We start from the raw sequence: 18,750 nt of genomic DNA, 5'->3' as shown, positions 1-18,750 counted from the left end.
CACCTGGAATTACCCAGCGCGACGATTTGGGCTCCCGCCCCACCGCCTTAGCCTGACAACGAACCCCGCCGTTATCTACTTGCGCGCGTTCACGTCACTGATTAACGAGCCTTGTCTCAACTGCCTGCCGGCTAGACCGGAACTGGAGAACTGATTTATGACCCGCTCACCCAATCGTGCTGAAAATGTCTGGATTGTCGACGATGACAGATCCATCCGCTGGGTTCTGGAGAAAGCGCTGCAGCAGGAAGGTATGGAGCCCGTGAGCTTTGACAGCGCCGATGCCGCGCTGGCGCGCCTGCAGCGCCAAAGCCCGGATGTGCTTATCAGTGACATTCGCATGCCCGGGACCAGCGGGCTGGACCTGCTTGCCAATATTCGCGAGCGCTACCCCAAACTACCCGTCATCATCATGACCGCCCACTCCGACCTCGACAGCGCGGTAGCGTCATACCAAGGAGGTGCCTTTGAGTATTTGCCCAAGCCCTTTGATGTTGATGAGGCGGTCGCGTTGGTACGCCGTGCGCTAGCTCACACTCATGAACAGGAAGCGGAGGATGAAGAGCCGGACGAAGCACGCACACCGGAAATCATCGGTGAAGCGCCGGCCATGCAAGAAGTCTTTCGCGCCATTGGCCGGCTGTCTCACTCCAACATCACGGTACTGATCAACGGCGAGTCCGGAACGGGTAAAGAACTGGTAGCCCATGCCCTGCACCGCCATAGCCCGAGGGCGCGCAATCCGTTCATCGCGCTGAACATGGCCGCCATACCTAAAGATCTGATGGAATCAGAGCTGTTTGGCCATGAAAAAGGCGCCTTTACCGGTGCCAGCGTGCAACGCCGTGGTCGTTTTGAGCAGGCTGATGGCGGCACCCTGTTTCTCGACGAGATCGGTGACATGCCGGCAGAAACCCAGACGCGGCTATTACGTGTGCTTGCCGATGGCGAGTTCTATCGGGTGGGCGGACATACGCCGATCAAGGTTGACGTGCGCATCATCGCCGCCACGCATCAAAACCTGGAAGGCCTGGTTCAGGCAGGCAAGTTTCGCGAAGACTTGTTCCACCGCCTGAATGTCATTCGTATCCACATTCCCAAGCTGGCCGAGCGCCGTGAAGATATCCCAGCGCTGGCTCAGCACTTTCTGGCCAAAGCCGCACAGGAACTCGCGGTCGAGCCAAAGCTACTCAAGCCCCAGACCCAGGATTATCTGCGCAACCTGCCCTGGCCCGGCAACGTCCGTCAGCTAGAAAATACCTGCCGCTGGATCACCGTTATGGCTTCCAGCCGCGAAGTGCTGATCGAAGACCTGCCCCCCGAAATGCTCACGCAGCACCACGACAGTGCGCCTGATGGCAATTGGGAGCACGGTTTGCGCACCTGGGCAGACCAGGAGCTGGCCCGCGGGCTAACCAATCTGCTGGATATCGCGGTGCCGGCATTCGAGCGGATCATGATTGAGACCGCCCTTAAGCATACGGCAGGAAGACGCCGTGATGCCGCGCAGTTACTGGGCTGGGGGCGAAACACCCTGACTCGGAAGATCAAGGAACTGGGCATGAATGTGGATGGCGCTGATGAAGAGGATAGCGAATAAAGTCTCGCAATCCACAGTCAGCGCAAAACTGGCACGCTTGATGCTTTATAACTAGTGGGTGTATTTGGGGTGACTCTGGTTCAGGCAGGCTAGAGTCACCTTTTTTTATGCTCAAGCCTCAAGCCTCAAGCCTCAAGCCTCAAGCCTCAAGCCTCAAGCCTCAAGCCTCAAGCCTCAAGCCTCAAGCCTCAAGCCTCAAGCCTCAAGCCTCAATAGGGTGATTGCGGCGTAATAGCAGTCAAGTCTTCTTTCAGTCTATTCGTCCGCTGCAGAATGCACCAAGACACTTCGTTTCCAAGTACCCTATTCACGGGTGCTTGCAGCCCCCATGGCGCACGCCTACACTGCCCTCCCAACATCACCCTGACACCTAGACCATGTTCCACATAGCCCTGCTCGAACCCGAGATCCCGCCTAATACCGGCAATATTATTCGTCTGTGTGCCAATACTGGCTGCCAGCTGCATCTGATTGAACCCTTGGGTTTTGAGCTGGATGACAAACGCCTACGACGTGCGGGCCTGGATTATCATGAGTTTGCTGCGGTTAAAACCTACCCCAATCTTGAGGCCTGCCTGCAGGCAGTAAATCCGGGGCGCGTGTTTGCGTTGAGCACTAAAGGGGAAAAGGGGTTTAGCGAGGTGCAGTTCGCTGCGGACGACCTGTTTCTGTTCGGACCGGAAAGCCGCGGGATACCGGCTGAGGTGCGCGAGGCGCTACCGGCGGATCAAGTACTACGTATTCCCATGCTACCCGACAGCCGTAGTCTAAACCTCTCCAACAGCGCTGCCGTGCTGATTTACGAGGCTTGGCGCCAACTGGGATATGAGGGGGCGCTTTAAGCGCAGCTGCAAGCTGCAAGCTGCAAGCTGCAAGCTGCAAGCTGCAAGCTGCAAGCTGCAAGCTGCAAGCTGCAAGCTGCAAGCGTAATCAGGATGCTTTACGCCTACTCGGTGTCAACCACCTTTCAGCGCAGTTTACGCCCACAACTTGCTAACTTTTGGCTTACTTGTCGCTTGCAGCTTGCGGCTTAGCGCCGGCCGGCCTTAGCGCGTTTTCACCACAACTTTGCCGACCGCCTGACGCGAGCTGAGGATGTTGAGTGCATCTTCATATTCGTTCAGCTCATAGGTCTTGGAAACCAGCGGCTTGAGCTTGCCCTCGGTGTGCCAGGCAAAGAGTTGCTTGAAGTTGTCCAGGTTAGCCTGCGGTTCGCGGGCGGCAAAGGAGCCCCAGAACACACCGACGATAGACGACCCTTTCAGCAACGCCAAATTGACCGGAAATTCGGGAATACGGCCACTGGCAAAACCGACTACCAAAAGACGACCTTTCCAGTTGATGCTGCGTACCGCCTGGTCAAACAGGTCGCCACCGACCGGATCATAGATGACGTCGGCGCCTTTGCCGTTAGTCAGCTCTTTTACTGCGTCTTTCAGACTGACTTCACTGTAATTGATCAGATCATCAGCGCCGGCTTTTTTCGCCACTTCCAGCTTCTCAGCACTGGAGGCAGCGGCAATAACACGTGCGCCCATTGCCTTGCCAATCTCGACGGCAGCCAAGCCAACGCCACCAGATGCGCCCAGCACCAGCAGGGTTTCGCCGGGTTGCAGATCACCGCGCTGCTTGAGTGCGTGCATGGAGGTGCCGTAGGTCATGCTAAAGCCAGAGGCAGTGATGTAATCCATATCATCGGGCATCGGCAAGACACGCATGGCATCGGCCGCAATCTTTTCTGCGAAGCTGCCATAGCCGGTCAGGCCCATAACCCGGTCACCCACTTTCAGGTGCTTGACCTTCTCACCCACGCTGGAAACCACACCAGCAGCCTCGCCACCTGGCGAAAACGGGAACGGCGGCTTGACCTGGTATTTGCCTTCAATGATCAAGGTGTCAGGGAAGTTAACGCCCGCTGCATGAATATCGATAACCACTTCATTGGCTTTGGCAACCGGATCAGCGGTCTCTTCCAAGACCAGGCTGCTGGCGGGTCCATAGGCTTTGCATAGAACAGCTTTCATTGTTGTCTCCTTGGCTCTAGCAGGATTTGAATAAGGTGATAGAGGCAGCCAAAACAGGACAAAAAACCGAACAAGCGCTTTTTTACGTGTCGTAAATAGCGTCGCGTCGGCGATTTTAAATCTGTATTAGCACTACCGCTCGTTGTGCCAACAACGGCTTGGCCTACGATGCCTACAGTCTAGTCGTCTACCCCGCACCAGGGTCAATGACCATGCCCTGAAGTGATGGGTATGCATAACATCAGCACCAGCCTGGATGGATGGACGGATAAGCATTTGGCGAGGACCCCTTGCTCAGCTATCCTGTGACGACATCATTGGAGCCCCACAATATGCAACGCAGACGCCTTTCTCTGTTACTCATCGCCGCTCTGCTGCTGCCCTTCACGGTCAGCGCGGAAGAAGATGAAGCACCTGCCAACCAAACTGCCTACGTCGAGATGAAGCCGTCCTTTGTCGGCACCATAGGCACGGGCCCGCGCATCCAGTATCTCAAGGCGGATGTCGCGCTGCGAACTGAAGATCCCGCGGCCGTTAGCCGTATCGAGTATCACGACCCGCTGATTCGTAATGCCCTGGTCACGCTGTTTGCGCGCCAGACCACCGACGACCTGTCCTCTATGGATGGCAAAGAGGCGCTGCGCGCAACAGCGCTGGAGACCGTCCAGGCTGTATTGACCGAAGAGGAAGGTGCACCGCTGGTTGATGATCTGCTGTTTACCAACCTGATAGTGCAGTAGGTCTCGCTGGCACCTGCCCCGCGCGGGGTAGCACCAGCGGGCAGATCAGACTCGCTGGCTCAGGTACTGATCAACATAACTGTCGAAGTCCAGCGTGTCTGCTGCCTCAATAGCCTCCTGCTCTGCCAGCGACTTTTCAGCCGCAGCTTCGCACTCAGCCTGCACTTGTGCATCCAGCGGCCGCGCGCGGAAATAGCGGTTATGCTCTTCAGACTGGGCCAAGGCAAAACGGAAGAAGCTATCGCCCTGCTCTTTGATAGCGGCCAACACACGCGCTGATGGGGTAAGAGCAGAATCAGCCAACTTGGCGCGCTGTTGGTCAAGGCTCAGGCTATAACTCTGGGTATCATTAGCGCTGTCGAGCAGCTCGGCACAAGCTGCCATACCATCCAGCAGCTTGTTGCCCCAGTCCACCAGCGAGCGTTCACCGCTGTTGTCCTGCAGCTGCAAACCTGGCTCACGTCCACGCTTGACCGCCAGATTGAAATTATCAGATGCCGCCTGACACTCGGCATCATCCAGCTCCGGGCTCTCCTGCAATGCGCAATACAGCAGAAAGCTGTCCATAAAGTGCGCCGTCGATGGATCAACCCCAAGCGGTGCAAACGGATCGATATCCAGGCAGCGCACCTCAATGTACTCAACGCCACGCTGAGCCAGTGCATGCACCGGCTTTTCACCACTCTGCGCAACCCGCTTGGGCCGAATTGGACTATAGAACTCGTTTTCAATCTGCAACAGATTGGTATTCAGCTGCTGCCAGTCGCCGTTCGCGTCGTGCGTACCCAGTTTAGCGTAGGGCTCATAAGGCAGGCTGATCGCGTCCAGCATGCTGGCAATGTAGTTCTCCAGGCTGTTGTAGCAGATGTTCAAACCGGATTGTGCGTTGTTGTTGTAACCCAGGTCACTCATGCGCAAGCTGGTCGCATACGGCAAGTACAGACTCTTCTCGCCCAGGGGTTGCAAACGATGATCGCGGCCCTGCAGAAAAGTGGCACAGACGGCTGGTGAGGCACCGAACAGATACATTAACAGCCAGGCATAGCGGCGGAAGTTACGAATCAGCGCGAAGTAGCGCTCAGACTGGTATTGCTGGTCGCTGCGCGCGTCCTGATCCTGCTGCTTGAGCTGGGCCCAGAGCGCCGGCGACAGGGAAAAGTTGTAATGCACGCCCGCAATACACTGCATGGCCTTGCCATAGCGAATCGCCAAGCCCCGGCGGTAGACGTTTTTTAGCGTGCCGACGTTCGATGTACCGTACCAGGCAATCGGAATATCGCTATCGTTGGTCGGTAAACGGCATGGCATCGACTGATTCCACAGGCGCTCGTCACCCAAGTGGCTGTAGGTAAAGCGGTGTACCTGATCGAGATTACCGAACAGCTCGTCAATACTGCGACTGACTGGAGTAATCAGCTCAATCAGCGCTTCAGAGTAATCAGTGGTAATAGTCGGATGCGTCAGTGCCGACCCCAGCTTGGCGGGGTGTTCACTATGCACCAGCATGCCATCTGCGGTAATCCGCAAGCTTTCCTTTTCGATGCCGTGACGGCAATCGGTCAGTAGTGGCTGCACCGCAGGATCACGCAGCAGGCCGAGACGTTTACTAAGCGTTGGTGACAAGGTGTCACTCCTTGGGGGTTATAGCACCAGCTGGTATCCACCAACTGGCATCTCAATCAGTATAGAAAGGCGCAGGCCCTTGCGCTCGTTAAAGTCGGGCAAAGGTACCAAGGCACTTGGCGACCAGAGCGCCGTCCTGCCAAACCTCGCCATCCACCACTATGGTGCGGGTGCCGGCATGCACGACCTTGCCGGTGCACTCCAGCTCACCACCAATGACCGCGCGAGTGTAGTTGATCTTGCACTCGATGGTCGCCGTGCTTTCATGCGCTTCCAGCACACTGAACGCAGCGGCACCCATGGCCGAGTCCAGCAGGGTAAAGACCACGCCACCATGAACGCGATGGGTGGAATTGAAGTGCTTATCGGTGATGGGCAGGCGCAATGTGCAGCTGCCCCGCTCTATGGCGGCGAATTCTATACCAACCAGCGCGGTAAACTCGCTGGTGCGTTGGGCTGCGAAGGCCGCCAGGGCCGGGTGTAAATCGCTCATGGCATCACCTTTTCTTTTTGGCATTGGCAAACAGACTGGCAAAAGTGCCTTCTGCGGATGGCTTGGCCTGTGCGTTGGTTTTGGCGTTGTGCTTGTTACCCTGATTACGTGCCCGGCTGCGCTCGGCAGGTGATTCTGACTTGTCGCCCGCCGCCGGCGGCGTATCTTCAAGACGCATGGTGAGGCTGATGCGCTGACGAGGAATGTCGACTTCCATCACCTTGACCTTGACGATGTCACCGGCCTTGACCACATCACGCGGGTCCTTGATGAACTGCTGCGACAGCATGGAAATATGCACCAGGCCGTCCTGATGCACACCGATATCGACAAATGCGCCGAAATTGGCAACGTTGGTGACAACGCCTTCAAGGGTCATACCCGGTTTGAGATCCTTGAGACTTTCCACACCCTCCTGAAACTCTGCTGCCTTGAACTCGGGGCGCGGGTCGCGGCCCGGCTTATCCAGCTCTTTTAGGATATCGGTAATGGTAGGCACACCAAAATGCTCATCGGTATAACGTGCTGGCTCCAACTTGCGCAGAAACGCCGAGTCGCCAATCAGGCCACGTACGTCGCGCCCGGTTTCTTCGGCGATACGGGTTACCAGAGGATAGGCCTCGGGATGCACCGCAGAAGCGTCCAATGGATTGTCGCCATCCATGACCCGCAAAAAGCCTGCGGCCTGTTCGAAGGTCTTTTCGCCCAGACGGCTCACCTTGAGTAACTGCTTGCGGTTTTTGAACGCACCGTGCTGATCACGAAAGTCGACAATGTTCTGTGCGATATTCGGGTTCAGGCCGGAGACCCGCGTCAGCAGTGCAGCGGAAGCGGTATTGAGGTCTACGCCCACCGCGTTTACGCAGTCTTCCACTACGGCATCCAGCCCGCGCGCCAACTTTATTTGCGACACATCGTGCTGGTACTGACCCACACCAATGGCCTTGGGCTCGATTTTTACCAGCTCGGCCAGGGGATCCTGCAGACGCCGGGCGATGGATACCGCGCCGCGATAGGTAACATCCAGATCGGGAAACTCGCGCGATGCCAGCTCCGAGGCCGAATACACCGAAGCGCCTGCCTCTGACACCATGACTTTCTGCATGGTCTGGCCGCTGCACAGCTTGATCAGATCGGCCGACAGCTTATCGGTCTCACGCGAGGCAGTGCCGTTGCCGACGGCAATGAGGCTGACCTGATGCTTCTGGCAAAGCGCTGCCAGCGTAGCCAATGAGCGATCCCAGTCGTTGCGTGGCGCATGTGGGAATACGGTAGCGGTATCCAGTAACTTACCGGTGGCATCAACTACTACAACCTTGACGCCGGTACGCAACCCCGGGTCCAGCCCCAGGGTAATGCGCGGCCCGGCGGGCGCAGACAACAACAGATCCTTGAGATTACTGGCAAAGACGCGGATAGCTTCGTCTTCGGCACCTTCGCGCAGTTCGCCCAACAACTCGGTTTCCAGATGACCCAGCAGCTTTACTCGCCAGGTCCAGCGCACGACTTCCAATAGCCACTTGTCTGCTGCGCGGCCCTGGTTTTCAATACCAACGGCCTCGGCAATGAGCCCTTCGCATGGGTGCATGGCACCCACCGCTGGCGCCTCATCGCCCAACTCCAGAGCGATGCTCAGCACGCCTTCGTTACGGCCACGCAGAATCGCCAGCGCACGGTGCGACGGCACCTTGGCCAGCGGCTCATCATATTCAAAGTAATCGCTGAACTTGGCGCCTTCCTGCTCCTTGCCAGCAACCAGGCGTGAGACTACCCGGCCTTCTTCGCGCAACGCACGACGCAGCTTGTCGAGCAGCGCCGCATTTTCACTGAAGCGCTCCATCAGAATATATTTGGCGCCATCGAGCGCAGCCTTGGTATCTGCGACGCCCTTGTCGGCGTCTATAAAGGCTGCAGCCTGGGCTTCAGGCTCCAATGTTGCGTCGGCATAAAGCGCATCAGCCAGGGGCTCAAGGCCAGCCTCAATAGCGATCTGGCCTTTGGTGCGACGCTTGGGCTTGTAGGGTAGATAAAGGTCTTCCAGCCGGGTCTTGGTCTCGGCCTGACGGATATCACGTTCCAGCTCGGGGGTAAGCTTGTCTTGTTCAGCAATACTCGACAACACCGCCGCACGGCGGTCCTCGAGCTCGCGTAAATAACGCAGACGCTCTTCCAGGTAACGCAGCTGGGTATCATCCAGACTGCCGGTGACTTCCTTGCGGTAGCGAGCAATAAAGGGAACGCTTGCACCCTCGTCCAGCAGGCCCACGGTGGCATCTACTTGTTCAGGGCGCACCGACAATTCAGCGGCAATGCGTGCGGCAATACTCTGCATGGGTAATCAATTCCACGATTTGCGGTAACAGGTCGGGCAGTATAACCGAGACACAGCTTCAGGTCGGCCCCCAAAAGCACGCTGGATACCAGTACTATAACAAGGTAAAAAGAAACCTCTTGTAACAATGGTCAGCCCGCAAAAAGCGCGGGCTTGGGTCACAATGCGGGCTTAATATCTCAGGCAGGTGCAGCATGACGAGCGAAGGCGAGAAAATCCTGATTGTCGATGATGACGTGCGTTTGCGGCGCTTGCTGGAACGCTTTTTGGGTGAACAAGGCTATCGCGTTCGCGCGGTTGAAGATACCGAGCAGATGGATCGTCTGCTGGCACGTGAGATCTACTCGCTGATCGTGCTCGACCTGATGCTCCCCGGCGAAGATGGTATGACCGCCTGCGCGCGTCTGCGTGCCGAGGGCAATACCACACCTATCATCATGTTGACCGCCAAAGGTGATGAGACCAGCCGTATTCAGGGGCTGGAGATTGGAGCCGATGACTATCTGCCCAAGCCCTTTAATCCACGTGAGCTGGTCGCCAGGATGAAAGCGGTATTGCGGCGCCAGCTACCGCAGGTCCCAGGCGCACCCAGCACCGATGACGACCAGGTAACCTTTGGTGAATTCGTCCTCAATCTGGCCACCCGCGAGCTGAAGCGCGGTACGGAAGTGAACATGCTGACGACCGGTGAATTTGCGGTACTCAAAGCACTGGTCCGCCACCCACGCGAACCCCTGACCCGTGACAAGCTGATGCAACTGGCCCGCGGCCGTGAATGGGATGCGCTGGAGCGTTCCATCGACGTACAGATATCGCGCCTGCGCCGTATGCTGGAACCCGATCCCTCCAAGCCCCGTTATATCCAGACGGTCTGGGGCGTAGGTTATGTCTTCGTACCGGACGGCCAGTCCGCGTGAAGGGTGGTCCTGGCTGGCACCCGCTACTCCCGCGTAGCTTTTTTGCCCGCACCATTTTGCTGGTGTTGCTGGTTACCCTGTTTTCCAAGATGCTGACGCTGATTTACCTGCTCAGTAACGAGGATCTGCTCGTTGACCGCCAGTACAGTCACGGCACGGCCATGCTGGTTCGCGCCTATTGGGCCAGCAGCCCGGATACGCGTCGCGATATCGAAGAGATGACCGGGGTGCAGGTAACCGTTCCCGAACAGGTACCGCAGGGCGAGGTTCATTGGCCCTACTCCGGCATCTTTACCCACCAGTTGCGCGATGAACTAGGCGACCAGACTCAAGTACGGGTACAAACCCAAAGCCATCCGGCGGTCTGGATTCATCAGCCAGCTTACGGTGACTACTGGCTAAAAGTGCCACTTTACGCCCACCCGCTGCGCGGCCAACGAGTGTGGATGGTAGTGACCTGGCTGGTATTGATCGGCATGCTCTCAACGGCTGCGGCCTGGCTGCTGGTGCGCCAGCTCAGCCAGCCACTGAAAACCCTGGAGCGCGCTGCGCGCAGTATTGGGCGAGGTAAAAGAGTCAGGCTCCTGGATAACAGCGGACCCTCCGAAATTGCCGAGGTATACCGTGCGTTCAATCAGATGGCGCAGGATGTCGAGCAGGCCAGTCGTGATCGCTCCATGCTGCTGGCGGGGGTTTCTCATGATTTGCGCACACCGCTGACACGCATGCGCCTATCCACCGAGTTACTGTCGGACGCTGAACCCGAGCTTACCGATGGCATGATCCGCGACATCGAAGACATGGACGCGATTCTTGATCAGTTCATGGCCTATATTCGCGACGGCAGTGCAGAGGCGAGCGAGAGCGGTGATATCAACGAGCTGATTAGCGAAGTCGTCGCCCCGCTCAATACCAATGGCGAGGCGGTTAGGCTGTGCTTGCAACCCGTGCCGGAGTTCGAGTTTCGCCGGCTGTCGATCAAGCGCGTGCTGACCAACCTGATTGAAAATGCGCTGATACACGGCGGCACCGGCGTCGAGGTCTGCACCTATCTGCAGCAAGCAGGTCCCGAGTCACGGCTGATTGTCAGCGTGCTCGATCGTGGACCAGGGGTGGAAGTGCTAGAAGGGGACGCGTTATTCAGCCCCTTCATTCGGGGCGATCAGGCGCGTTCGACGCGCGGCACTGGTTTGGGGCTGGCCATCGTCAAACGCATTACCGATAGCCATGGCGCTAGTGTTCAGTTGCTCAACCGTATCGGTGGTGGGACCGAGGCACGGCTGAGCTTCATACTCTGATACGAGGGCTGATCAACCGGCGCGGCGCAAGAGACCGGACTGGTCCAGCGCCTGCTCGACGGCGGACAAGTCGGGAATCAGCAGTTCGCCAGCCTCCTCAGCTACCTGCACCCGCTGTAATACATAGCGGCTACCTTCCCCAACCTTCTCTACCTCTTCGCGCGTCAACCGGCGCGCGCGCGGAATGCCCCACACCCGCACACCGATAAAGCGCAGGTTAGTCACGCCATCCAGCGCGTTCAGAATCAGCGTGCGCGGCTCTGCTCCAGCAGCAGGTTCCGCGCCTTCAGCCAGCAAGTTGTCGAGGTCTACCATGGGTACTTGCTGGTCACGCCAAAGAGTCCAGCCGAGAAACCATTCGGGGCCGCTCGATGCCGACTGGCTAAGGCGGTAAGCCACTAGCTCGGCTACCGCGACGTTAGGTAACAATAGCGGCTTACCCGCCAGCGGAATGATGAGACCATTAAGGCTTTCCAGCACATCCGACATGTCTACCGATCCTCATTGCTATTCGTGGGACGCTGTCGCGCCTACAGGGCCAGTGGCCATTCTTGCAGCAGCCAATGCTGCAGCGCCGCTGCCAACTCTTCTGGCGAGCCTTCTCGGCTACTGAAGCCGGCATCCTTTACCGCTTTGGGCATGGTCGCGCAGGCTGAGCTCTGCTCATCCTGGGTCCAAACCTCAATCCCCTGCTGACGCAATCGGCCACAAGCGCCTACGCCGTCTTCACCCATACCGCTGAAAACAATAACGCCGCTGGCAGACCCAAAAGCACGCACCGTCTCATCAAGCACCGCCTCAATCGACGGACGATACAAGCCCGGCCAGGCTTCATCACTTAATTGCACTGTACCGCCGGAGCCGAAGCGCAACGAGCGCGATACTGGCGCAACCAACACATCCCCCCTGCGCAGATGAGCACCAGGCTGACAGTTGATAATACGCCAGTCATTCTGACGACCCAGAATCTGCGGTAGCTGCTGTTCAAAGCCAGCGTCAATGTGCTGGGCATAGATGAAAGCGACCGGCAACGCTGCCGGCAGTATATCCAGGAAGCGCTTAACTGCTGCTGGACCACCCAAAGACGCGCCCAGCACCCAAACACAAGACGGCACATCATGGGGTAGTTGAGGCACTATCGCCGGGGCCAGGCAGTCAGCCGCAGGTGGCGCACCAAGCAGGGGCTGCAGCTTACCGAGCAAGCGCCGTTGCCAGCGCGGATACTCCTCATCGCTCACATCAGGAATATCGCCGACGCCTAACAAAACAGGCACTGGACTATGTTCAAGCAACCAGTCTGCCAACGGTGATTCTTCAGCCAGCTCAAGCAACCAGGCATCGGTCTCGATCTGCGCCAGTCGCCCCGCATCAAGCTCGGCGGGATCACTGGCAAAAACCAAACGGTAGCCGAACCCAGTGAGTACGTCCGCCAGCCGATTACGCTTACTTTCGTTGCCGGCGAGCAGAGCAATCGCCGGCACACAGCTATCACTCACGGACATCTACCAGTTTGCTGATAACGTCCAGCAACTGCGCTTCCTGGTAAGGCTTACCCAGGTAGACATTTACCCCAATGCTAAGCGCACGCTCGCGGTGCTTCTCGCCGGTCCGCGATGTGATCATGACAATGGGTAGCTCGCTCAGGCGCTCGTCATGACGCACCCGCGTCGCCACCTCAAAGCCGTCCATGCGCGGCATCTCGATATCCAGCAACATGATGTCCGGCTTAATATCCTGGAGCCGGGCAATGGCGTCCACACCGTCCTTCGCCGTTACCACTTCCATGCCGTTACGTTCCAGTAGGCGCGTAGTCACCTTACGCACCGTAATGGAGTCATCCACAACCATGACCAGCGTCGCGCGTGCTTCCGGTTTACTTCTCGCCTGCGCCCGTTCAGCCGCCAGGTACTGCTGCGCCTGCAGCGCTTGTTGTGCGCGGATAACAGCCAGCAGATCGAGGATCACCACCACGCGCCCATCACCCAGGATAGTGGCACCGGAAATCCCGGGCACGACCGCAAACTGACGCCCAAGACCCTTTACTACAATCTCGCGCGAGCCTGCCAAGGAGTCGACCTGCACAGCCACGCTGTGCTCGGCACCACGCACCAGAATGACGGGCAACGGTAGCGAATGCCCAGTCAGCCGCGGCTGCTGGCCAGTAACCAGCAGATCGCCCAGATAGCGCAGATCGTATTCTTTACCCGCATATTCAAAAGGCGGTGCGTCTGGCGCGTAATAGGCTTCAAGCTCATAGCCGGAAACCCGCACGATACCCTCGATGGTATTCAATGGAATCGCGTACAGGTCTTCCCCGGAATACACCATAAGCGCCCGGTTTACCGAAACCGTAAAGGGCAGACGAATAGTAAAGGTCGTTCCCTTACCGGGCTCGGTCGTCAGCGTCATGCTGCCGCCAAGCTGCTTCACTTCAGCGTTGACCACATCCATACCAACACCACGACCGGATATCTGCGTCACCTGGGTCGCGGTTGAGAAGCCCGCTTCCAGGATAAACTGCAGTACTTCCTGATCTGTCAGTTCAGCATCCGCATCCATCAGTCCGCGTTCAATCGCTTTGTTGCGAACGGCACTGAGGTTAATACCGGCGCCATCATCCTTCAGCGTCAAGACTATCTCGCTACCCTCGCGAGCCAGGTCGAGCCAGATGTTGCCTTCGCCACTCTTGCCCTGCTCCTGTCGCACCAAAGGCATCTCGACACCGTGGTCGACCGAGTTACGCAGCATATGCTCCAGCGGGCCGATCATGCGCTCCAGCACACTGCGGTCCATCTCGCCCTCGGCATTGCCGACAATGAGTTCGACCTGCTTGCCCAGTTCACCGGCGACCTGACGTACGACGCGACGCATGCGTGGCAGCAAGCGTTCGAAAGGCACCATGCGCGTGCGCATCAGACCTTCCTGCAGCTCGGTATTAACCCGCGCCTGCTGCACCAGCAGGGTTTCCGCGTCGCGGCTCTTGGTAGCGATCGATTCTTTCAGATCCAGCAAGTCCGACGCTGACTCAAACAACGAGCGCGACAACTGCTGCAGCTGCGAATACTGATCCATTTCCAGCGGATCGAAATCTTCGTAGCTCTGCTCAAGCTCTTCCTGGTGACGGGACAGAATCTGTGCCTGGGTTTCCATATCAAGGCGACGCAGCTGGTCACGAACCCGATCAATGGTGCTTTCTACGTCTTCCAGGATACTGCCGACATCTGTCACTTGCTGTTCGATGCGGCCGCGGAAAATGGAGGTCTCACCGGCCAGGTTGACCAGCTCTTCCAGCAGCGCCGAAGACACTTTGACGCTCTCCTGGCCACTGGTCCGTTTGGCGCCTTCTGCCGATGGCTGGCTGGCGTTCATGGCTCGCTGCAGAATGTCCTGCACACCCGCCAATGACATACCTGTCGCTGCTGGCGCGACTGCAACCGGCGCGTCAATTGTCGCTAGCGGCTGCGGCTCTGCCGTAATCTCATCCGAACCCGGCAACTGACCAGCGGACAGCTCAGCGATTCTTGCCTGCAACGCAGCCAGATTCTGTGCCAGTTCTTCATTCTCACTTGAGCCACTTTGCAGCGCAATTTCGAGCTGTTTCGCATGGTCCGCGAGCTGCCTTTGGCCAGCCAGGCGAGCACTTCCCTTGAGTGTCTGAATGCGATGCAGCAACTCAGCTGCGGCCGCAGCATCTGCTTCACGCCGTTGTAGTAGCTCGGCGCATGGCGACAATAGCTCGTCCGCTTCTTCAACAAAAATGGCCAGCATGCCGCCCATGGGTTGCGGCTCTGCAGCAGGTGCTGACACCAACGCACCACCCGTGTCGAGATCATCACCAGTTTTGCTGGGCAGGCGTGGCGGCTCGGACGGGTTCTTACGGAAACTATTAATTGCTGCAATCAGCGCGGCGCCATCGCTGATAGGGCGCCCCGCGACCACGCCGTCGACCATATCGGCCAAGGCGTCGTGGCAAGCATCTAGCAGCTCAAACAGCGGCGCAGTGACCTCATAGCGATGCTCGCAAAGTGCCTCGTACACAAATTCCATCTCGTGCGAGAGATCACCAACCGGGCGAATCTCGGCCATCCGCGCGCCACCCTTGAGGGTGTGCAGGTCGCGCTGTAATGATTCGACGGCAATAGTATTACCGGTATCGTCCTTCCACTGCTGCAGACTGGTGGCGGAGCTTTCGATAATTTCCTGTGCTTCTTCGAGAAAAATATCGACCAGTTCTGCGTCTGTCCCAGCTTCACTCGGACTCCACAGCCCCGCCGATTTACTCTGAGCGGCAACAGGCGGCGCCTTAACAGCCTGGATATCGGCCGGTAGCAGCGCCTGAAGCGCCTGGATTTCTTCTGCCGCTGCGACCAGGTGCTGATGAGCTGCCACCTGATCCATCATGCTGATCAAGCGCTCGTGCCCTACTGCAAGGACACCCAGTGCAGGCGAATCGAGCTCAAGACCCTCCAGCACGCGTTCATGCACCCGCTCAAGTGCTTCACAGAGCTCTTCCAGCGCAGGCAGTTCTACATCGCCAGCCACATCTGCCAAACCACGCAGAGCGCCAATCAAGTCGCGACTATTGAGCGCGACCGTGGCATCCGCCTGCTTGGCGTACAGCAGGTCGGCAGCATCCAGGAGATCGTCGATACCCTCGGTGAGGAAAATAGACATGAGGCCGCTACTGCCAGCATCTCCGTCCTCAAGGTCTGCACGGCTTGCTTCGCGGGTTGCCAGGGCCTGCTGCTGAAGCTCATGCAAACGCTGCAGGAAGCCCTCGGTACCGGCAATGGGCCTGTCTGGACCAGCCGCCAACTGATCCAAGCCAGTTTCAAACAGCGTGACCGCATCACCCAACAAATTGACCAAAGCCTGGTCGGTAGGAATCAGGTTAGCCTTGAACTCTTTAGCCAGCTTCTCCAGCGGGGTAGCCAGCACAGCAATCGACTGGATGCCCGCCATATGGGCACTGCCTTTCAGCGTATGCAGTGCGCGCTGCAGGGCATCACTAATACTGCGTGGCAGGCCGTGCAATTCGCATTCGTGCAGATAGGCGTTGATTTGATCAATATGACTACGGGTTTCATTGCGGAAGATGTCCAGCAATACCGGGTCCATAGTCGCTTCAGCTTCAGCTGGCTCTGGCTCTGGCTCTGGCTCTGGCTCTGGCTCTGCGGGAAGTGTGTCAGGCTCTGACCAGCTGTCCAGACTATCCGTCTCAATAAGCGGCAGCGTTTCATCTTGCAGCGTCAGGTCTGCTTCAGGCTCCTGCACAGGCTCGGGCAACTGATCGAGATCGATCTCGTCTGCCTCCAACTCCGGCAGACTATCGAGCGGCTCGAGTGTGACATCCATATCCGCTGGATCGGATTCACTACTTTCAACCAGGTCTGGCAAATCAGCCGCTGACTCTTCACTGAGTAACTCAGGCAGCTCGCCTGATACGTCAGGCGCCTCAGCCAAATCAGCGTCTTCGTCGATAACCTGGGCCGGGGCAGCATCGGGCATCACCTCGCCACGTGCCAAGGCATCCGCCTGGGCAGTCAACTGCTCGACTTCAGGCCACATACGCTGCTGATTACTGGCAAAGTCTTCAACCAGACGCGGCATCAGCGCTCGTACCGCGTTCACTACCGTGAAGACGTCGACGCCCAGCGCAACACTGTTATCCATCACCCGGTTCAGCATATTCTCAACTGACCAGGCCAACTCCGCGAGCACGCCGGCCTTAACCATGCGGCCGCTACCCTTGAGGGTGTGAAAGCCGCGGCGAACTTCCGCCAGTGCTTTTTTATCGGCGTGATCTTGCTGCCAGGCAGGGGTGAACTCGGCTAGCGTCTCCAGCACTTCGCCGGCTTCCTCGACGAAAATCTCGACCAGCTCGGGGTCCAGCTCGTCGTCTTCAATAACCGCTGGCGCTGCAGGAGCAGCATTTGCGTCTGCGCCAGTTGCTTCCGCATTGGCGAGTTCGTCAGCCATCTGCGAGCTATCGTCTGCAGAGGGGGCGCCATCCGGCAATGAATCAGGGTGGTAACCCAGGCTGCTAAGCCGCTCTTCAGCGACGTCCAGAATGCTGTCACCGCGGTTACTATCATCTTCGGCGAGACGCTCAAGATAATAGTCGATGCTGGTGATGACATCAGCCAGCGCATCCAGCGCTACCCAGTCAGGGATCGCCTTGGAATCCACCAACTGCTCCAGAATATAGCGTCGGCAGGCACCGACATCAGCCGCCGCACGTGCCAGCGGCACCATTGCCAGACCACCACGCACGCTGTTCAGCAACTCATCTACGGGCTCAAGCTGACTGTGATCCCATTGATTAGCGATAAAAGCATTGATCGCTTCGCGGGTTTCTTCCAGCGCATTGCGGGCTTCGTGCACGACCATGTGCTGGACTTGCACAATGTCCTGAGCAGCAGCAAGACGCTGCATGTCATTATCGACTGCGCCCTCTTTCTCGCCTCGCTCAAGACCGAGAATGCCCTGCAGGCTGGCTTCAACATAGAGCATGCCACCGGCAACATCCATCAGCGCCGCATCGGTCACACTGGACTCACCACTGGCAAGGCGCTCTACCTGCTCAATCTGCTCACTCAAAACCCGTCGCGGCTGCCCCAGGCCCAACATCGCCAACGTATCGCTAACCTGTTTCATGATGGGCAATAAGGCTGACAAGCGGTCCAGCTGGCTGCGATCGCTGCGTACAAAGAGATCGAGTTGATCCTTGACCTGCATCAGCTCTTCGCCCAACGCCATCACCACCGACTGCATGGCGCCCCGATCAGGACCAACCAGTCGCGCGTCCTCAGCTGACAGATCATCCTGACCACCAGCCCAGGAGTCCTGCAGTTGATAACGCTGCTTCAACGCGTCCAATCGCGGGCTACCATCGGCGCTTTTGGCGACGTAGAACAGCAGATTACGCAGTAACTCGGGTGGCGGAGCACTTTGTAGTGCGTCAGCGCCCCGGGTCATTAATTGACGGAGCTCCTGGTCAGCCTGCCGGAGCAACTGTCTGACAGCTGCGCCATTTTCGATACTGCCCTCTTCAAGGCCTTCTGCAACACCGGCAAAAATGGCCCAAAGATCCGCATAAGGCGCACCCTGACAAAGCTGTTGTAGCCGCGCAAATACGTTGCGCAGGTGACGGCTGTTAACCTTGATATCCTGGCCGCGGATAACCCCGGCCTGCGACATCTGCAACGCCTGACGCAATTTACGCAACTGCTTGACGTTGTCAGCTTGAGATAGATCCGCTAGCTCCGATGACGATTCAGCAACGGCGGTATCGAGTCCGGGGCTGAAAAGCGCGTTTTCCGATAGCAGCTTGTCTCCGCGTGCGGTGCGCATATCGTTCAGCAGCGGCAAAAGCACCAGCGGCAAATCACGCCTGCCACTTTGTACCCGATCAAGATAAGCAGGCATCTGCAGGATGGCCTGCATGAGCACTTCGAGCGCTTCGCTTTCGCGCTTCACTGCACCGTTCATAAGCGCTTGAGCAAGCTGCTCCATTTCTTCGGCGAGCAGTGCTGCACCATAAAACTCGACCATCTGCAGCGTGCCATGGACCTGATGTATATAGGTCAGACAGAAACGCAGACGCGTTGAATCCTCGGGGGTTTCAACAAAGGCCTCAAGCGCTTGACGCGCCTGATTCAGCGTTTCAGAAATCTCGCCCTTGACCCAATCGAGAGCGACGTAGTCATGCCGATCACTCATA

General features: G+C 57.8%; 12 protein-coding genes. 5 read left to right on the top strand and 7 right to left on the bottom strand.

Translation table 11 applies throughout. The features are described from left to right. Positions 1–157 precede the first annotated feature (157 nt). On the top strand, positions 158–1,600 hold the full coding sequence (ntrC, locus tag H4J77_RS05095) for a nitrogen regulation protein NR(I) (protein WP_123888236.1): 1,443 nt from the start codon (positions 158–160) through the stop codon (positions 1,598–1,600). A 377-nt stretch (positions 1,601–1,977) separates the two neighbouring features. Then, entirely contained in the window at positions 1,978–2,442 is a 465-nt protein-coding gene (gene trmL, locus H4J77_RS05090; RefSeq protein ID WP_182247316.1) for a tRNA (uridine(34)/cytosine(34)/5-carboxymethylaminomethyluridine(34)-2'-O)-methyltransferase TrmL, read from the top strand. Positions 2,443–2,646: 204 nt separating this feature from the next. Here trmL and H4J77_RS05085 read toward each other — a convergent pair whose 3' ends face one another. Continuing rightward, positions 2,647–3,624, bottom strand: coding sequence for an NADPH:quinone oxidoreductase family protein (locus H4J77_RS05085; RefSeq protein ID WP_123888234.1), 978 nt, complete (start codon positions 3,622–3,624; stop codon positions 2,647–2,649). Between the two features lie 332 nt (positions 3,625–3,956). On the opposite strand from H4J77_RS05085, the gene H4J77_RS05080 reads away from it, so the two are divergent. Further along, on the top strand, positions 3,957–4,364 hold the full coding sequence (locus tag H4J77_RS05080) for a flagellar basal body-associated FliL family protein (RefSeq protein ID WP_123888233.1): 408 nt from the start codon (positions 3,957–3,959) through the stop codon (positions 4,362–4,364). A gap of 45 nt (positions 4,365–4,409) precedes the next feature. On the opposite strand, the gene gshA is transcribed toward H4J77_RS05080, so the two are convergent. From gshA to H4J77_RS05065, 3 genes are all read right to left on the bottom strand, one after another. After that, positions 4,410–5,987, bottom strand: coding sequence for a glutamate--cysteine ligase (gene gshA, locus H4J77_RS05075; RefSeq protein WP_182247314.1), 1,578 nt, complete (start codon positions 5,985–5,987; stop codon positions 4,410–4,412). Between the two features lie 88 nt (positions 5,988–6,075). Then, positions 6,076–6,480 carry a PaaI family thioesterase gene (locus tag H4J77_RS05070; RefSeq protein WP_158611231.1) on the bottom strand — a complete coding sequence of 135 codons (405 nt, stop codon included), beginning with the start codon at positions 6,478–6,480 and terminating at the stop codon, positions 6,076–6,078. Between the two features lie 4 nt (positions 6,481–6,484). Continuing rightward, complete coding sequence (locus H4J77_RS05065) at positions 6,485–8,812, bottom strand: Tex family protein (protein WP_182247312.1); 2,328 nt, start codon at positions 8,810–8,812, stop codon at positions 6,485–6,487. A 194-nt stretch (positions 8,813–9,006) separates the two neighbouring features. Here H4J77_RS05065 and ompR point away from each other — a divergent pair, with 194 nt between their 5' ends. Further along, positions 9,007–9,729 (top strand): two-component system response regulator OmpR, encoded by a 723-nt coding sequence (gene ompR, locus H4J77_RS05060; RefSeq protein WP_123888229.1) that lies wholly within the window; start codon positions 9,007–9,009, stop codon positions 9,727–9,729. Further along, complete coding sequence (locus H4J77_RS05055; protein WP_310734940.1) at positions 9,726–11,027, top strand: ATP-binding protein; 1,302 nt, start codon at positions 9,726–9,728, stop codon at positions 11,025–11,027. The genes ompR and H4J77_RS05055 overlap by 4 nt, the downstream gene beginning before the upstream one ends. A 12-nt stretch (positions 11,028–11,039) precedes the next feature. On the opposite strand, the gene H4J77_RS05050 is transcribed toward H4J77_RS05055, so the two are convergent. The 3 genes from H4J77_RS05050 to H4J77_RS05040 are packed head-to-tail and all read right to left on the bottom strand — an operon-like array spanning position 11,040 to position 18,749. After that, positions 11,040–11,516, bottom strand: a complete 477-nt coding sequence (locus tag H4J77_RS05050; RefSeq protein WP_182247310.1) for a chemotaxis protein CheW — start codon at positions 11,514–11,516, stop codon at positions 11,040–11,042. 41 nt (positions 11,517–11,557) lie between these two features. Then, a complete protein-coding gene (locus tag H4J77_RS05045; RefSeq protein ID WP_310734939.1) occupies positions 11,558–12,523 on the bottom strand; it encodes a chemotaxis protein CheB in 966 nt (321 codons plus the stop codon). Then, on the bottom strand, positions 12,516–18,749 hold the full coding sequence (locus H4J77_RS05040) for an Hpt domain-containing protein (protein WP_182247306.1): 6,234 nt from the start codon (positions 18,747–18,749) through the stop codon (positions 12,516–12,518). Before H4J77_RS05040 ends, H4J77_RS05045 begins: the two co-directional genes overlap by 8 nt. Position 18,750: the final 1 nt, after the last annotated feature.

The organism is Pseudomonas sp. 5Ae-yellow, from assembly GCF_014077575.1.
GTDB classification, from domain to species: Bacteria; Pseudomonadota; Gammaproteobacteria; order Pseudomonadales; family Pseudomonadaceae; genus Halopseudomonas; species Halopseudomonas neustonica.
The sequence above is the reverse complement of the archived record's forward strand: the minus strand, read 5'-3'. Positions and strand labels throughout refer to the sequence as shown.

Excerpts from the sequence above, each read along its gene's own strand:
- H4J77_RS05085 (WP_123888234.1), bottom strand. The coding sequence starts at position 3,624 with ATGAAAGCTGTTCTATGCAAAGCCTATGGACCCGCCAGCAGCCTGGTC.
- H4J77_RS05040 (WP_182247306.1), bottom strand. The coding sequence starts at position 18,749 with ATGAGTGATCGGCATGACTACGTCGCTCTCGATTGGGTCAAGGGCGAG.
- H4J77_RS05080 (WP_123888233.1), top strand. The coding sequence starts at position 3,957 with ATGCAACGCAGACGCCTTTCTCTGTTACTCATCGCCGCTCTGCTGCTG.
- H4J77_RS05050 (WP_182247310.1), bottom strand. The coding sequence starts at position 11,516 with ATGTCGGATGTGCTGGAAAGCCTTAATGGTCTCATCATTCCGCTGGCG.
- ompR (WP_123888229.1), top strand. The coding sequence starts at position 9,007 with ATGACGAGCGAAGGCGAGAAAATCCTGATTGTCGATGATGACGTGCGT.
- trmL (WP_182247316.1), top strand. The coding sequence starts at position 1,978 with ATGTTCCACATAGCCCTGCTCGAACCCGAGATCCCGCCTAATACCGGC.
- ntrC (WP_123888236.1), top strand. The coding sequence starts at position 158 with ATGACCCGCTCACCCAATCGTGCTGAAAATGTCTGGATTGTCGACGAT.
- H4J77_RS05070 (WP_158611231.1), bottom strand. The coding sequence starts at position 6,480 with ATGAGCGATTTACACCCGGCCCTGGCGGCCTTCGCAGCCCAACGCACC.
- H4J77_RS05065 (WP_182247312.1), bottom strand. The coding sequence starts at position 8,812 with ATGCAGAGTATTGCCGCACGCATTGCCGCTGAATTGTCGGTGCGCCCT.